This window comes from Pseudoxanthomonas sangjuensis, assembly GCF_010211755.1.
Taxonomy (GTDB): domain Bacteria; phylum Pseudomonadota; class Gammaproteobacteria; order Xanthomonadales; family Xanthomonadaceae; genus Pseudoxanthomonas_A; species Pseudoxanthomonas_A sangjuensis.
This window is the reverse complement of sequence record NZ_PDWR01000003.1, coordinates 61913-77469: the sequence shown is the minus strand read 5'-3', so window position 1 is coordinate 77469 and position 15557 is coordinate 61913. Positions and strand designations below refer to the sequence as shown.

General features: G+C 68.8%; 11 protein-coding genes. 9 read left to right on the top strand and 2 right to left on the bottom strand.

Annotation, left to right across the window (positions count from 1 at the left end):
- Nucleotides 1-71: 71 nt before the first annotated feature.
- A complete protein-coding gene (locus CSC71_RS02290) occupies nucleotides 72-2480 on the top strand; it encodes a TonB-dependent receptor plug domain-containing protein (protein WP_162372726.1) in 2409 nt (802 codons plus the stop codon).
- Nucleotides 2481-2569: 89 nt separating this feature from the next.
- Nucleotides 2570-3850 (top strand): histidine-type phosphatase, encoded by a 1281-nt coding sequence (locus tag CSC71_RS02285; RefSeq protein WP_162372725.1) that lies wholly within the window; start codon nucleotides 2570-2572, stop codon nucleotides 3848-3850.
- A gap of 191 nt (nucleotides 3851-4041) precedes the next feature.
- On the opposite strand, the gene iolG is transcribed toward CSC71_RS02285, so the two are convergent.
- Nucleotides 4042-5019 carry an inositol 2-dehydrogenase gene (iolG, locus tag CSC71_RS02280; protein ID WP_162372724.1) on the bottom strand — a complete coding sequence of 326 codons (978 nt, stop codon included), beginning with the start codon at nucleotides 5017-5019 and terminating at the stop codon, nucleotides 4042-4044.
- 20 nt (nucleotides 5020-5039) lie between these two features.
- On the bottom strand, nucleotides 5040-6023 hold the full coding sequence (locus tag CSC71_RS02275) for a Gfo/Idh/MocA family protein (protein WP_211367819.1): 984 nt from the start codon (nucleotides 6021-6023) through the stop codon (nucleotides 5040-5042).
- A 140-nt stretch (nucleotides 6024-6163) separates the two neighbouring features.
- Here CSC71_RS02275 and CSC71_RS02270 point away from each other — a divergent pair, with 140 nt between their 5' ends.
- From CSC71_RS02270 to CSC71_RS02240, 7 genes are all read left to right on the top strand, one after another.
- Nucleotides 6164-7060, top strand: coding sequence for a MurR/RpiR family transcriptional regulator (locus CSC71_RS02270; RefSeq protein WP_162372723.1), 897 nt, complete (start codon nucleotides 6164-6166; stop codon nucleotides 7058-7060).
- A gap of 110 nt (nucleotides 7061-7170) precedes the next feature.
- Complete coding sequence (locus tag CSC71_RS02265; RefSeq protein WP_162372722.1) at nucleotides 7171-9105, top strand: bifunctional 5-dehydro-2-deoxygluconokinase/5-dehydro-2-deoxyphosphogluconate aldolase; 1935 nt, start codon at nucleotides 7171-7173, stop codon at nucleotides 9103-9105.
- Between the two features lies 1 nt (nucleotide 9106).
- Nucleotides 9107-10951 carry a 3D-(3,5/4)-trihydroxycyclohexane-1,2-dione acylhydrolase (decyclizing) gene (gene iolD, locus CSC71_RS02260; RefSeq protein WP_162372721.1) on the top strand — a complete coding sequence of 615 codons (1845 nt, stop codon included), beginning with the start codon at nucleotides 9107-9109 and terminating at the stop codon, nucleotides 10949-10951.
- Entirely contained in the window at nucleotides 10948-11838 is an 891-nt protein-coding gene (gene iolE / locus CSC71_RS02255; RefSeq protein WP_162372720.1) for a myo-inosose-2 dehydratase, read from the top strand. The genes iolD and iolE overlap by 4 nt, the downstream gene beginning before the upstream one ends.
- On the top strand, nucleotides 11835-12647 hold the full coding sequence (gene iolB, locus CSC71_RS02250) for a 5-deoxy-glucuronate isomerase (protein WP_162372719.1): 813 nt from the start codon (nucleotides 11835-11837) through the stop codon (nucleotides 12645-12647). Before iolE ends, iolB begins: the two co-directional genes overlap by 4 nt.
- Nucleotides 12648-12664: 17 nt before the next feature.
- Nucleotides 12665-14164, top strand: coding sequence for a CoA-acylating methylmalonate-semialdehyde dehydrogenase (locus CSC71_RS02245; protein ID WP_162372718.1), 1500 nt, complete (start codon nucleotides 12665-12667; stop codon nucleotides 14162-14164).
- 46 nt (nucleotides 14165-14210) lie between these two features.
- The gene (locus tag CSC71_RS02240) at nucleotides 14211-15557 is read left to right on the top strand and encodes an MFS transporter (RefSeq protein ID WP_162372717.1); all 1347 of its coding nucleotides are present in this window, start codon (nucleotides 14211-14213) and stop codon (nucleotides 15555-15557) included.

The following is a 15557-nucleotide window of genomic DNA, read 5'->3' as shown; positions in this document are numbered from 1 at the left end:
CGGTGGTGAATGTCCTCGGGAGGGACCACACAATGCGCAAGATCCGTAGGAATACGCTGACGGCGTTCGTTTTGAGCAGTCTCGCGATCGCGCCCGGGCAGGCCTTTGCCCAGGATGCCGACGGGCAGGAGGTCGACGGGCAGGAGGCCGCGTCCGCATCGCAGGGGGAGGATCCGGTGGCCGCGCCGGCGGCAACGCAGGCGCAGGAAGGCCAGGTCACCGACCTGAAGTCGGTGATCGTCACGGGCCAGATCCAGTACCGCGACCGCGCGGAAACGACGGCCCCGCAGTTGGTGTACGGCCGCGAGTTCTTCCAGAAATTCGAGCCGGTCTCGGTCGGCGACCAGCTGCGCCGCGTGCCCGGGGTCGCTTTCACCAGCGACATCGGCGAATCCGACGCGCCGCAGTTGCGCGGCCTCGGCCTGGGCTACACCCAGGTGCTGGTCAACGGCCGCCCGATCCCCGGCGCGGGCAACGACCGCACCGTGTTCGTCGACCGTATCCCGGCCGAAATCATCGACCGCATCGAGATCGTGCGCGCGCCCAGCGCCGACATCGACAGCCAGGGCGTCGGCGGCACCATCAACATCATCTTGAAGGACGGCGAAAGCCTGCCGCCGGGCGTGATCGCGCGCATCGGCGTCAGCCACGACCAGGCTTCGGGCAAGAACCGTCCCAATGCCTCGGTGTCGTGGTCGGGACGCAACCAGTCCGAGACCGCGTTCTGGTCGTTGACGCTGGACGCGCAGAAGCGCTTCAACGAGAAGCATGCGGTCGAGGAAGTGTTCGAGGAGGATTCGGTCGGATTCGCCGAGGAAGTGGCGGCGCACGGCACCGGCCGCCGCCTCGAGCGCTGGGACGACGCATCGCAGTCCAGCGCGGTGGAACGCACCGAGCAGAGCGACTGGCGCGACAGCGAGGACAAGTCGTTCAACGGCGACGCCACCTTCCTGTTGTCCGAGGAGACCTCGCTGCGCTTCGATGCCTTCTACCTGACCACCGACCGCCGCGAACACGAAGACACCCGCGAGTTCGAGGGCGACGGCAGCGTCGGCGGCCTCGACCTGGAAGATCCGGCGATCGAGCTGCAGGACGCCCACTTCCAGCAGAAGAGCCACGGCCTTGCCGCGCTGCTGACCAGCAAGGCCGGCGGCGGCACCTGGAAGGCGGAGCTGTCGTACAACCGCTTCGACGACGACGGCATCGAGGATACCTTCGAGGACGAGCCGGGCAACCTGGTCAACCGCGAAGTGAACGACGCCGAAGACGGCGAATGGCTGGCCGGCCTGTCCTACGCCCGCGACTTCGGCGACCGGGTCTCGGGCAAGTTCGGCATCAGCGCCAAGCGCAAGGACCGCGACTACCGCCTGGTGGTCAGCGACGACATGGACGACGAAGAGGACATCACCATCAACGACGGCCAGTTCGACTACCAGGAACGCCGCCTCGACGCCTACGGCGTGCTGAAGTGGAAGCTCTCCGACAACGTGACCCTGGAGACCGGCCTGCGCGCGGAAAGCACCAAGACCGAGCAATCCTTCGCCACCGCGTTCTACGAGGCCGGCACGCTCGAGGAAACCTCCGAGGGCAGCGCCAGCAGCGATGAATTCCAGCTCAACCCGTCGGCGCACCTGCGGTGGTCGATCAACGACAGCGACCAGCTGCGCTTCAGCGTCGCCAAGACCGTGCGCCGCCCGAGCATCGACCAGCTGGTGCCGGCGCTGTCGCTGGAATCGCCTGCCGACGAGGACGTGACCGTCGGCAACCCCGGCCTGAAGCAGGAGACCTCGATCGGCTTCGACATCGGCTACGAGCACCGCATCGGCCGCCGCGGCGTGTTCGGCGTCAACCTGTTCGCGCGCAGCATCGACGACCTGATCGGCCTGGTGAACACCGGCGAAGGCACCGACAGCGTCGGCCTCGATCCCGAGGACTTCCCCGGCAACGTCTACAGCTACGCCAACATCGGCAAGGCCAAGGTGCGCGGCATCGAGTTCGACCTGTCCACGCCGCTGGACTTCATTGGCCTCAGCGAGACCGGCGTGTTCGCCAACTACACGCGGCTGCATTCTGAACGCGACGACCCCGCTGGCGGGGGCGACATCTTCATCGACTACCAGCCGGACTACGTCTACAACGTAGGCATCACCCAGAACATCCCCTCCTGGGATGCCAGCATCGGCGCCAGCTACCAGAAGCAGGGCGAGTCGGACTTCGTGACCTACGGCGAGATCGAGCACCAGCTCTACGACGGCAACCTGGAGGTGTTCATCGAGAAGCGCCTGGGCGACCACACCATGCTGCGCCTGACCGGCAGCAACCTGCTCGACGCGCGCTCGATCCAGACCGAGTCCGGCTTCGACGGCGACAACGGAGCGGAAATCATCGGGAACCAGGCCGCCTACAACGTGGACGGGTTCGAGGTCGAGCGCGAGCGTTCCTCGCCGCGCTGGACGCTGACCTTGCGCATGGTGTTCTGATCCAGCCCCCTCGAGGGCGGCCGCGCCGCCGGAAGCCCGCCCGGGCTTCCGGCCGGCCAGCCGGTTTTCCAGCCAGCAGGAGCGAAACGATGTCGAAACATGCAACGCACGCCGCAAGGCGGTTCGCGCTGGGCGCGATCGCGCTCGCGTTGTCCGCCTGCGCGCGCCACGACGGCGCCGCCGCGGCAAAGGCCGCCGTCGATGGTCCGGCCGCCGAACCCAAGCTCGAGCGCGTGGTCATGCTGATGCGCCATGGCGTGCGTCCGCCCACCAAGGCGAAGTTCGTACCGGACGGCGTGGTCGATGGCGAATGGCCGAAGTGGTCGGTCGGTTTCGGCGAGCTGACCCCGCACGGCCACGACGCGGTGAAGCTGCTCGGCGCCTGGGATCGCACGCACTGGATCGAGCGCGGCCTGCTGCCCGAATATCGCTGCCCGGGCAAGGACGACCTTGCCGTGGCGGCCAGCGCCAAGTCGCGCACGCAGGCCACCGCGCGCGCGCTGGTCGAAGGGATGGCGCCCGGTTGCCCGGTCGACGTGTCGTTCCCGAAGGAGGCGAAGGACGACGTCGAATTCCATCCGCTCGATGCCGGCGCGGTTCCCATCGACGCCGACGAAGCGCTGCGCGCTGCGCAGGCGCTCGCCCCCGCTGGCGGCATGGACGAGGAGGTGCGTCGCCATGCGGAACTGTTCGCGTTGCTCAACCGCGCGTTTGGTTGCGCCGAGGCCGCGGCGTGCGATCTGTCCAGGCAGCCGGCCGGGCTGGTGCGCGAAGAGGGCGACGGGCCGTCGATCGGCGATCCGTTGGGCACCGCGTCCACCGTCGCGCAGACCTTCCTGCTGGAATACCTCGAAGGCATGCCGGAGCAGGACGTGGCCTGGGGGCGCCTGGGGCGCGACGAGATCGGCAAGTTACTCGAATTCCATACCCTGAAGTTCCGCTACGAAGCGCGGCCGCCGTACATCGCCGCGCGCGCCGCCTCGCCGCTGGCGGCACGGATGCTCGAGGCGATGGAATCCGGCCCGAAGCTGACCGTGCTGGTCGGGCACGACACCAACATCGCCAACCTCGGCGGTTTCCTCGACCTGCACTGGACCGTGCCCGGCTATCCGCAGGACGATCCGCCGCCGGGCGGCGCACTCGGCTTCGAGGTGCTGTCCGACGCCGCGGGGACGAAGTACGTGCGCGCCTTCTACCGCGCGCAGACGATGGACCAGGTACGCGAGTTGCAGCCACTGGGCGGCGACAACGCGCCGGCCTACGTCTACCTCGACATCCCCGGCTGCGCGAAGGAATGCAGGCTCGACGACTTCGCCAGGGGCGTTCGCGCCAAGCTGGTCGCGCCGCTGGCCACCGCGCCGAAGCACTGACATCGATCCTCTCCGGCCCCGCCTGGGCGGGGCCTTCTTTCGCGCAGGCGCCTGGATCCGGCGCTGCCGTCCGCGGCAAAAGCAGGATCGGGGGCAGCGGCACAAGCCCCGCCCTATGGGGCAGCGAATCGATGCGAATGAATCGCCCCGCACGGTGCGGGGCGACGCGGCGTGCGACGATGTTCGCGGGCTTATAGCCTGACCACCTTGCCGGACCGGCTCGACTCGGCCGCGGCTTCGGCCAGCGCCAGCGCGGCGACGCCGTCGGCGTAGCCGACCGAAGGGGCGGCACCGTCGAGGATGTCGGCGAAGTGCTCCATCTCGCGGCGGTAGGCCTCGGCGTAGCGGTCGAGGAAGAAGTTCTGGAATTTGTCGGCGGCCGCGCCGTTTTCGTTCCATGCCTGCACCGTGCTTTCCAGCACGTTGTCGGCGCGGACCATGCCGGCCGAAGCGTAGGCCTCGATGCGCTGGTCGTAGCCGAAGCCGCTGCGGCGGCTGTTCGAGATCACGCACAGCCTGCCGCCGGTGGTCTTCAGCACCGTGCGCGCGGTGTCGACGTCGCCGAGTTTGCCGATCTCGGGATCGACCAGGCAGCTGCCGGAGGCATACACTTCGACCGGCTCCTCGCCGAGCAGCCAGCGCGCCATGTCGAAGTCGTGGATCGCCATGTCCTTGAACAGTCCGCCGGAAACGGCGACGTAGGACGGCGGCGGCGGGGCAGGGTCGTTCGAGGTGATCTGCAGGCTTTCCAGCCTGCCGACCGCGCCGGAATCCAGCTTGGCCTTCAGTGCCTGGAAGTTCGGGTCGAAGCGGCGGTTGAAGGCGAGCAGCAGGCGCGCCCGCGCCAGTTCCTTCGCCGCCGACTTCGCCCGCGTCAGGTCCTGGTCGATCGGCTTCTCGCAGAAGACCGCCTTGCCGGCCGCGGCGGCGCGCAGGCTGTAGTCGAGATGGGTGTCGGTGGAACTGGCGACGATCACGCCGGCGACGCTTTCGTCGGCGAGGGCGTCGTCGAGCGTGCGCACCGGCACGCCATGCTCCTTCGCCAGCGCCTGCGCGGCGGCGTCGACCACGTCGACCACGCCGGCCAGCTCGACGCGCGGGTTGGCAGCGGCGTTCCTGCCGTGGATGCGGCCGATGCGGCCGGCGCCGATGAGGACGATCTTGTGCATTGCTTGGGTCCCGGGCTGGGTCAGAGTTGGATGGCGGTAGCGTCGCGCACCGATGCGGCGCAGGCCTCGGCGAGGACCAGCGAGACGATGCCGTCGGCGTAGCCGATCTGCGGCGCGGCGCGGCCGTGCAGTACGTCGGCGAAGTGGTCGATTTCCGCGCTGTAGGCCTCGCGGTAGCGCGTGGCGAAATTCGGGTGGATCGGCGACGCGACCGCGCCGCCTTCGCACCAGGCCTGCACCGCATCGATGCGCACGTTGTCGGCGCAGAGCAGGCCGCGCGCGCAGTAGGCCTCGATGCGCTGGTCGTAACCGCAGCCGCTGCGGCGCGTGTTCGAGATCACGCAGAGCCTGCCGCCGGCGGTCTTCAGCACGGTGCGCGCGGTGTCGACGTCGCCCTGTTCGCCGATGCTCGCGTCGACCAGGCAGCTCGCGGTCGCGAACACTTCCGCCGGCTCCTCGCCGAGCAGCCAGCGCGCCGTGTCCAGGTCGTGCACGGTGAAATCCTTGAACAGGCCGCCGCTGGTGGGAACGAAGCCGGGCGGGGGGGCGGCCGGGTCGTGGTTGACGATGTGCAGCGCTTCCAGCGCCCCCGCTTCGCCGGCCTCGAGGCGTCGCTTCAGGGCGCGGTAATGCGGGTCGAAGCGGCGGTTGAAGCCGAGCAGGAACGGCACGCCGTCGAACCGCGGCTGCGCCCGGCGCGCCTTGTCGAGGTCCAGGTCGATGGGCTTCTCGCAGAAGATCGCCTTGCCCGCCGCAGCCGCGGCCAGTGCATGTTCCAGGTGGCAGTCGGTGGTGCTGCAGATGAGCACGCCGCGTACCGCCGGATCTGCCAGGGCCAGTTCCAGCGGCGCCGGCTGCGCACCCAGCTCCCGGGTCAGCATGGCCGCCCCGGGGCGCGGGTCGACGACGTACTTGACCCGCAGGCCGGGATTGGCCGCGGCGTTGCGGCCGTGGATCTGCCCCATGCGCCCGGCGCCGATCAGCGCCACGTCGATTCGTTCCACAATGTCCCCCGCCGTCGTTCCGTTGTATGGAATTTATATTCTATTCCAGATTCGAATAGAATAGCGATGACGGTGCCGGCTGCATACCCCGGCGCCTCCTCCCCTGAACCGGCGACAGCCGACACCAAAGAGTGGTCCGAATGGCCGAGAAGAATCCCCCGCCGAACACCGCCGAGGAACTGCGCGCGGCGATCCTTGCCCGCTACGAGACGCTGAGCAAGCGACTGCAGCAGATCGCCCGCTACGTGCTCGACGAGCCCAACACGGTGGCGCTGGAAACGCTGGCGGTGCTGGCCGAGCGCACCGGCGTGCAGCCGTCCGCGATCGTGCGCTTCGCCAAGACCTTCGGCTTCGAGGGCGCCACGCAGATGCAACGGCTGTTTCGCGACGGCCTGCTGTCGTCGAACGCCTCGCTGGGCTACAGCGAGCGCATCCGCGAGTTCTCCAAGGCGGTCGACGGCAAGAAGGTCGGCGCGCCGTCGCAGGTGCTGTCGGAGTTCGTCGAAGGCAACATCATGGCCCTGCAGCACCTTGGCGAAACTGTCGACAAGGCCAGCCTGGCCGCAGCGGTGGAATTGATCGCGCAGGCCGACACCGTGTACGTGGCCGGCTTCCGCCGCTCGTTCCCGGTCGCGGCTTATCTTGCGTATTCGCTGCACCAGGTCGACAAGCGCGCGGTGCTGGTCGACAGCGTCGGCGGCATGACCCGGCAGCAGATCCATGGGATCGCCCGCGACGACCTGTTGCTGGTGGTCAGTTACCACCCGTATGCCGAAGAGGCCGCGCACCTGATCGACGTCGCGGTGGACGCGGGCAGCAAGGTGCTGTCGATCAGCGACAGCCTGGTCAGCCCGATCGCCAAGCCGGCCAACCTGGTGCTGCAGGTGCGCGAGGCCGAGATCCGCAAGTTCCGTTCGCTGTCGACCTCGATGTGCCTGGCGCAGTCGCTGGTGCTGTCCTACGCCTTCGCCAGTGCCAGCCAGGTGCGCAATCCTTCGACGCTGGGCACCCGCCGTGGCCGCGGCCAGCGGAAATGAGCCGCGGAATCGCTCAAGTAGTCATTGAAATGAATCTTGCATTTTTCAAAAAATAGAATATATTTTACAAAACGTCGGGCGATGGTCGCCCGCAGGGAAGGGTAGCCAGCATGGCGGTGGAACATTCGCTGGATCTGGTCACGATCGGGCGTTCCAGCATCGATCTGTATGGCGAACAGGTCGGCGGCCGGCTGGAGGACATGAACTCCTTCGCCAAGTACGTCGGCGGCAGCCCGACCAACACCGCCATTGGCGCTTCGCGGCTGGGCCTGCGCGCTGGCTTGCTGACCAGGGTGGGTGCCGACCACTTCGGCCGCTTCCTGCGCGAGCAGCTCGGCCGCGAGGGCGTCGACACCCGCGGCGTGCTTGAAGACCCGGAGCGGCTGACCGCGCTGGTGTTCCTCGGCATCCGTGACCCGGACACCTTCCCGCTGATCTTCTACCGCGAGAATTGCGCCGACATGGCGCTGACCGTGGACGACGTCGATCCGGATTTCATCGGCGCGGCGAAGGCGGTGCTGATCAACGGCACCCACCTATCGCGCGACAACGTGTTCAACGCCTCGGTGCGCGCCTGCGAATTCGCCCGCGCCGGCGGCGGCAAGGTCGTGTTCGACATCGACTACCGGCCGGTGCTGTGGGGACTGGCCGGCAAGGACCGCGGCGAAGACCGTTTCGTCGCCCACGATGCGGTCACCATGAAGCTGCAGCAGGTGCTGCCGCTGTGCGACTTGGTCGTCGGGACCGAGGAGGAGATCCACATCCTCGGCGGCACCACCGACACCGTCGCCGCGCTGCGCGCGATCCGCGCGCGGACGCCGGCGCTGCTGGTGTACAAGCGCGGCGCGCAGGGTTGCGTCGCCTTCCCCGGCGCGATCCCCGACCGCCTCGACGACGGCGTCGTCGGTCGCGGCTTCAGGATCGAGGTGTTCAACGTGCTCGGCGCCGGCGACGCGTTCATGGCCGGCTTCTTGCGCGGCTGGTTGCGCGGCGAGGCGCTGGAAACCTGCTGCGAATACGCCAACGCCTGCGGTGCGATCGTGGTCTCGCGTCACGGCTGCGCGCCGGCGATGGCGACCTGGGCCGAGCTGCGCCGGTTCCTCGACGCGAAGCAGCATCCGTTGCGCCTGCGCGAGGACGCGGCGCTGGAACACCTGCACTGGGCGACCACGCGCAACGGCGGGTGGAACGACCTGACCGTGCTGGCGATGGACCACCGCAGCCAGTTCGAGGCGATCTGCGACAAGCTCGGCATCGGCTACGAGCGCATCGCCGGGTTCAAGAAACTCGCGTTGCAGGCGGTCGACCGGCTCGCTGCGGATGGCAGCGGCGACCGTTTCGGCGTGCTGCTCGACGGCCGCTACGGCATGCGCGGGCTGGAAGCCGCGGCGGACCGCCCGTACTGGATCGGCCGCCCGATCGAACTGCCGGGTTCGCGCCCGCTCGAATTCGAAAGCTCGGCCGACGTCGCCACCGAGGTCGCGACCTGGCCGGCCAACCACGTGATCAAGTGCCTGGCCTTCTACCACCCGGACGATGCGACGGAACTGCGCGAGCGCCAGGAGCGGCAACTGCTGCGCCTGCAGGACGCGGCGCGGAAGACCCGCCACGAGCTGCTGGTCGAGATCATCGTCTCGCGCGACGGCAAGGTCGATGCGGCCACGGTGTCGCGCGCGCTCCAGCGGCTTTACGATCTGGGCATGAGGCCGGACTGGTGGAAGCTGGAACCGAGCGACGACGCGCAGGCCTGGGCCAACATCGGCCAGGTCATCGCCGCCAACGACCCGTATTGCCGCGGCGTGCTGCTGCTGGGCCTGTCGGCGCCGGAAGAAGAACTGGTCGCTTCGTTCCGGACCGCGGCGCAAGCGCCGGTGGTGAAGGGTTTCGCAGTCGGGCGCACGATCTTTGCCGACGCCGCCGAGCGCTGGCTGGCCGGGAAGATCGACGACGAGACCGCGGTCGCCGACCTCGCCCGGCGCTTCGGCACGTTGGTGGAAGCCTGGCGCGTGGCGCGTTCGCGCCGGCCGGTGGGGGAGGTGGCCTGAGATGACGACGATCCGCCTGACCGCAGCGCAGGCGCTGGTGCGCTGGCTGTGCGCGCAGTACGTCGTCGTCGACGGCGCCGAAGTACCATACTTCGCCGGCGCGTGGGCGATCTTCGGCCACGGCAACGTCGCCGCGATGGGCGAGGCACTGTACGCCGCGCGCGACGCGCTGCCGACCTTCCGCGCGCACAACGAACAGGGCATGGCGCACGCCGCCGTCGCCTACGCCAAGCAGATGCGCCGCCGCCGCGCGATGGTCTGCACCACCTCGATCGGCCCCGGCGCGACCAACCTGGTCACCGCCGCGGCGCTAGCGCACGTCAACCGCCTGCCGGTTCTGTTCGTGCCCGGCGACGTCTATGCGAGCCGCCGTCCCGACCCGGTGCTGCAGCAGGTCGAGGATTTCGGCGACGGCACGGTGTCGGCCAACGACTGCTTCCGGCCGGTGTCGCGCTGGTTCGACCGAATCGTGCGTCCCGAACAGCTGCTTGATGCGCTGCCGAAGGTGCTGGCGACCTTGCTCGATCCCGCGAACTGCGGCCCGGTCACGCTGGCGTTCTGCCAGGACGTGCAGGCCGAGGCGTTCGACTACCCGTTGTCGTTCTTCGAGCGTCGCATCTGGACGCAACGCCGGCCGCCTGCGGACCCGCGCGAACTCGATGCACTGGAAGCGGCGCTGCGCGTCGCGAAGCGCCCGCTGCTGGTTTCCGGCGGCGGCGTGTTGTACAGCCAGGCCGAAACCGCACTCGCCGTGCTCGCCGAAGCGACCGGCCTGCCGGTCGCGGAGACGCAGGCTGGCAAGGGCGCGCTGCCGTGGACGCATCCGTGCGCGCTCGGTTCGATCGGCGTCACCGGCTCCAGCGCCGCGAACGCGATGGCGCAGGAAGCCGACCTCGTCGTCGGCATCGGCACGCGCCTGCAGGACTTCACCACCGGCTCGCGCAGCCTGTTCGAAGGCAAGCGGCTGTTCCAGGTCAACGTGCAGTCGTTCGACGCGCACAAGCATGGCGCGACCGCAGTGGTCGGCGATGCGCTCACCGTGGTCGAAGCGCTGCGCGAACGCCTGCAGGGCTGGCGCGTCGCTGGCGAGGTCGTCGAGCGCGACCGCACCGCGGTCGTCGCCTGGAACGCCGACGTCGTCGTGGCGACCTCGGGCGAGGCCGGCAAGGCCCTGCCCAGCGATGCGCAGGTGATCGGGGCGGTGCAGGGAAGCTTCGGCGACGACGTGGTCGTGGTCTGCGCCGCCGGCGGTCTGCCGGGAGAGCTGCACAAGCTGTGGCGCACCGCCAGGCCCGGCGGCTACCACCTCGAATACGGCTATTCGTGCATGGGCTACGAGATTGCCGGCGGGGTCGGCGTGAAGATGGCCGAACCGCAGCGCGAAGTGGTGGTGATGGTCGGCGACGGCAGCTACCTGATGCTGAATTCCGAACTCGCCACCTCGGTGATGCTCGGCCTCAAGCTGGTCGTGGTGCTGCTCGACAACCGCGGCTACGGCTGCATCAACCGGTTGCAGCAGGCGACCGGTTCGCCCGGCTTCAACAACCTGCTCGCCGACGCGCGCCACGCCGCGCTGCCGGACATCGACTTCGCCGCGCACGCGCGCAGCCTCGGCGCGCTGGCCGAGCACGTGGCCACGCTGGGCGAACTGCAGGCCGCGCTGCAACGCGCGCGCGCCGCCGAGCGCTCGACCGTTGTGGTCATCGACACCGATCCACTGAAAACCACCGAAGCCGGCGGCTGGTGGTGGGACGTCGCCGTTCCCGAGGTTTCCGACCGCCCCGAAGTCAACGCCGCACGTCGCGACTACGAACAGCGCGTGCGCATGAAGAGAGACTTGTCATGACGATACGTTTTGGCGTCAGCCCGATCGCCTGGGCCAACGACGACATGCCCGAGCTGGGCGGCGACACGCCGCTGGACAGCATCCTCGCCGACATCCGCGACGTCGGCTTCGCCGGGGTCGAACTCGGCGGCAAGTTCCCACGCGATCCGGCCGCTCTGAAGCCGCTGCTCGCCGGTTACGGCATCGACCTGATCGGCGGCTGGTACAGCGGTTCGCTGCTGGTGCAGGACGCGCAGGCCGAAATCGCCGCACTGCAGCCGCACCTGCAGGTGCTGAAGGCGCTGGGCAGCAACGTGTTCGTATTCGCCGAGACCAGCAACGCGGTGCACGGCAACAAGCGCGTGCCGCTGACCGGTTCGCCGCGGCTGGCCGCCGGCGACTGGGCGCAGTTCGGCGCGCGCATGACCGAGGTCGCCGACTACATCGCGGCGCAGGGGCTGAAGTTCGCCTACCACCACCACCTCGGTACCGTGGTCGAGAGCGACGGCGACGTGCGTGCGTTCCTGCGCAGCACTGGCGATTCGGTCGGGCTGACCCTCGACACCGGCCACGCCGCGCTCGGCGGGGTCGACTTCATCGGCCTGATCCAGGAATGGCCGCGACGGATCGCCCACGTGCACTGCAAGGACATCCGCGCCAAGGTGTTCGCCAAGGCTCGCGACGAGCGCGCCAGCTTCCTCGACGGCGTGCTCGCCGGCATGTTCACCGTGCCCGGCGATGGCGGCATCGACTACGACGAAGTGATGCGCGAACTGAAGAAGATCGGTTACAGCGGTTGGATCGTGATCGAGGCTGAGCAGGATCCGGCGCTGGCGCCACCGAAGCCGTATGCAGAACTCGGCCTGCGCACGCTGCGCGAAGCGGCAGCGAGGGCGGGGCTGTCGTGAGCAGTCGGTTGCACCTGCGCCCGCACGCGCCCACCGCCGACGGCACCGTGCTGGCGGTGACCCCGGACAGCGCCGGCTGGACCTACATCGGCCAGCACATCGTCCGGCTCGCCGACGGCCAGCGTTTCGAGGGCTTCGACGCGGCGCGCGAAACCTGCCTGGTGCTGGTGACCGGCAGCGCCGACGTGGTCGCCGGCGAACATTCCTTTGTCGCCGTCGGCGGGCGCGCGACGCCGTTCGAGGACAGGGCGCCGGGCGCGGTGTACGTGCCGGCCGGCACCGCGTATTCGGTGGTCGCGAACGGCGCGGCGGAACTGGTCGTGTGCACCGCACCGGGCAAGCCGGGCCGCGCGCCGCGGCTGATCGACGCGGCGCACATGCCGCGCGAGACCCGCGGCCAGGGCACCAACACCCGCTACGTGCGCAACATCCTGCCGGAGGGCGAACCGGCCGACAGCCTGCTGGTGGTCGAGGTCATCACGCCGGCCGGGCATTGGTCGAGCTATCCGCCGCACAAGCACGACACCCACGTGCCGGGCAAGGAAACCGCGCTCGAGGAAACCTACTACCACCGCATAACGCCGGCGCAGGGCTTCGCCTTCCAGCGTGTCTACACCGCCGAAGGCGACCTCGACGAATCCTTCGCCGTCGGCGACGGCGACATGGTGCTGGTGCCGCGCGGCTACCACCCGGTCGGCGCCGCGCACGGCTACGACCTTTACTACCTCAACGTGATGGCCGGGCCGGAACGGCGCTGGATGTTCTGCATCGATCCCGACCACCTGTGGATCCTTTCCCCGCCGAAGTAACGAACCGGAATACCGACATGCGCAGCATCGAACATTTCATCGACGGCAAGACCGTCGCCGGCGCTTCCGGCCGCCACGGCGACGTCTTCGATCCGAATAGCGGCAGTGTGCAGGCGAAGGTGTCGTTGGCCTCGGCCGCCGAACTCGACCGCGCCGTCGCCAGCGCGGCGAAGGCACAGGCCGACTGGGCGAAGGTCAACCCGCAGCGCCGCGCGCGGGTGATGTTCGAGTTCAAACGCCTGCTCGAGCAGAACATGGACGATCTCGCGCGGCTGCTGTCGTCCGAGCACGGCAAGGTGCTGTCGGATGCGCGCGGCGACATCCAGCGCGGGCTCGAGGTGATCGAGTTTTCCTGCGGCATCCCGCACCTGCTGAAGGGCGAATACACCCAGGGCGCCGGCCCGGGCATCGACGTGTTCTCGGCGCGGCAGCCGCTGGGCGTGGTCGCCGGCATCACCCCGTTCAACTTCCCGGCGATGATCCCGATGTGGATGTTCGGCCCGGCGATCGCCTGCGGCAACGCCTTCGTCCTGAAGCCGTCCGAACGCGATCCGTCGGTGCCGGTGCGGCTCGCGGAACTGATGATCGAGGCCGGCCTGCCCGAGGGCGTGCTCAACGTCGTGCACGGCGACAGGGAGGTCGTCGAGGCGATCCTGAAGCACCCGACGATCAAGGCGGTCAGCTTCGTCGGTTCGTCCGACATCGCCCAGCATGTCTACGCGCTCGGCGCGCAGCACGGCAAGCGCATGCAATGCATGGGCGGGGCGAAGAACCACGGCATCGTGCTGCCCGACGCCGACCTCGACCGGACCGTCGCCGACGTGATCGGCGCGGCCTTCGGCTCGGCCGGCGAGCGCTGCATGGCGCTGCCGGTGGTGGTGCCGGTGGGCGAGGCGACCGCGGACGCATTGCGCGGGAAGCTGCTCGACGCGATCGATGCGCTGAAGATCGGCGTGTCGACCGATCCCGGCGCGCATTACGGCCCGGTCGTGAGCGCCGCGCACAAGGCGCGGATCGAGGACTACATCCGGATCGGCGTCGAGGAGGGCGCGGAGCTGGTGCGCGACGGCCGCGGCTTCGCGCTGCCCGGGCACGAAGACGGCTTCTTCCTCGGCCCGAGCCTGTTCGACCGGGTGACCGCGTCGATGAAGACGTACCGCGACGAGATCTTCGGCCCGGTGCTGCAGATCGTGCGCGCCGACAGCTTCGAGGAAGCGCTGCAACTGCCCTCGCAACACCCCTACGGCAACGGCGTGGCGATCTTCACCCGCAACGGCGAGGCCGCGCGCGAATTCGCGGAGCGGGTCGAAGTCGGCATGGTCGGGATCAACGTGCCGATCCCGGTGCCGGTGGCCTACCACAGCTTCGGCGGCTGGAAGCGCTCGGGTTTCGGCGACCTCAACCAGTACGGCATCGACGGGGTGCGTTTCTTCACCCGGACCAAGGTCGTGACCCAGCGCTGGCCGAAGGGCGGCGCGGTCGGCGAACACGCCTTCGTGATCCCGACGATGCGCTGACATGGGCGGCGCCGGAGCTCCAATCACCCCGGGGAGGGCAGGACTGATGCCAAGATCTTTGTTGGGTTTCTTCGCCACCGGCGCCGACAGGCCGGAGATGGGCGACCGGGACGCCATCGACCGGCTGTTCCGCCGCCACCGATTCCGGGTGATGGTGGCGATCACGCTCGGCTACGGCCTGATCTACACCTGCCGGCTGGCCATCGGCGTGGTCAAGAAGCCTTTGATTGACGGTGGCGTGTTCACGCCGGTCGAACTGGGCATGATCGGTTCGGCGCTGTATTACGCCTACGCGATCGGCAAGCTGACCAATGGCTTCCTGGCCGATCACGCCAACATGAAGCGGTGCCTCGCGATCGCGTTCCTGCTGACGGCCGCGTGCAACTTCGCGATGGGCTGGACCACCACGGTCGGCCTGGCGGTTGCGATATGGGGATTGAACGGCTGGTTCCAGAGCTTCGGCGCACCCGGGGGGGTCGTGGCGATGACGGCCTGGTTCTCCAACCGGGAACGCGGCCGCGCCTACGGCATATGGAGTACCGCCCATTCGATCGGCGAGGGGCTGACTTTCGTCGGCGTCGGCACGCTGGTGGCGCTCCTGGGCTGGCGCTGGGGCTATTTCGGTCCCGCCCTGGTCGGCGTCGCGGCCGCGGCGGGCATGTACTGGCTGGTGCAGGACCGTCCGCGCACGCTGGGCCTGCCTACGGTCGCCGACTGGAACAACGACCATTACGAGGAAAAGCACGACGACGGCATCAAGTCGGTTCTTGCCCTGCAACTGTCGATCCTGAAGATTCCGGCGATCTGGGTGTTGTGCCTGTCCGCCGCGACCATCTACGTGACCCGCTATGCGATCAACTCCTGGGGCATCCTGTACCTGCAGGAGGCGCGCGGGCTGTCGCTGCCGGCGGCGGGTACGGTGCTGATGACCGGGACCCTGGCCGGAATCGCCGGCGCGGTCGCGTACGGTTTCATTTCCGACCTCGCGTTCAAGGCGCGGCGCCCGCCGACGAACCTGTTGTTCGCGATCATCGAGATCGGCGGCCTGCTGCTGTTCTTCTACGGCCCGAACACGATGCCGACGATGATCGCGGGCATGGTGCTGTTCGGCCTGGGCCTGACCGGGCTGGTGACTTCGCTGGGCGGCCTGTTCGCGGTGGACATCGCGCCCAAGCGCGTGGCCGGGGCGGCGATGGGCGTGATCGGCATCTTCAGCTACATCGGCGCAGGCATCCAGGAGCACGTGTCCGGCAAGTTGATACAGCAGGGCATGACCATGGTCGGCGACCGCCGCGTCTACGACTTCGATGCGGCGATCGGTTTCTGGGTCGGCGCGTCGGTGCTGTCCATGCTGCTGGCGGCCGCCCTGTGGCGGACCAAGCTGAGGGATTGA

Excerpts from the sequence above, each read along its gene's own strand:
- CSC71_RS02285 (WP_162372725.1), top strand. The coding sequence starts at position 2,570 with ATGTCGAAACATGCAACGCACGCCGCAAGGCGGTTCGCGCTGGGCGCG.
- iolG (WP_162372724.1), bottom strand. The coding sequence starts at position 5,019 with ATGCACAAGATCGTCCTCATCGGCGCCGGCCGCATCGGCCGCATCCAC.
- CSC71_RS02270 (WP_162372723.1), top strand. The coding sequence starts at position 6,164 with ATGGCCGAGAAGAATCCCCCGCCGAACACCGCCGAGGAACTGCGCGCG.
- CSC71_RS02265 (WP_162372722.1), top strand. The coding sequence starts at position 7,171 with ATGGCGGTGGAACATTCGCTGGATCTGGTCACGATCGGGCGTTCCAGC.
- iolD (WP_162372721.1), top strand. The coding sequence starts at position 9,107 with ATGACGACGATCCGCCTGACCGCAGCGCAGGCGCTGGTGCGCTGGCTG.
- iolE (WP_162372720.1), top strand. The coding sequence starts at position 10,948 with ATGACGATACGTTTTGGCGTCAGCCCGATCGCCTGGGCCAACGACGAC.
- CSC71_RS02245 (WP_162372718.1), top strand. The coding sequence starts at position 12,665 with ATGCGCAGCATCGAACATTTCATCGACGGCAAGACCGTCGCCGGCGCT.
- CSC71_RS02240 (WP_162372717.1), top strand. The coding sequence starts at position 14,211 with ATGCCAAGATCTTTGTTGGGTTTCTTCGCCACCGGCGCCGACAGGCCG.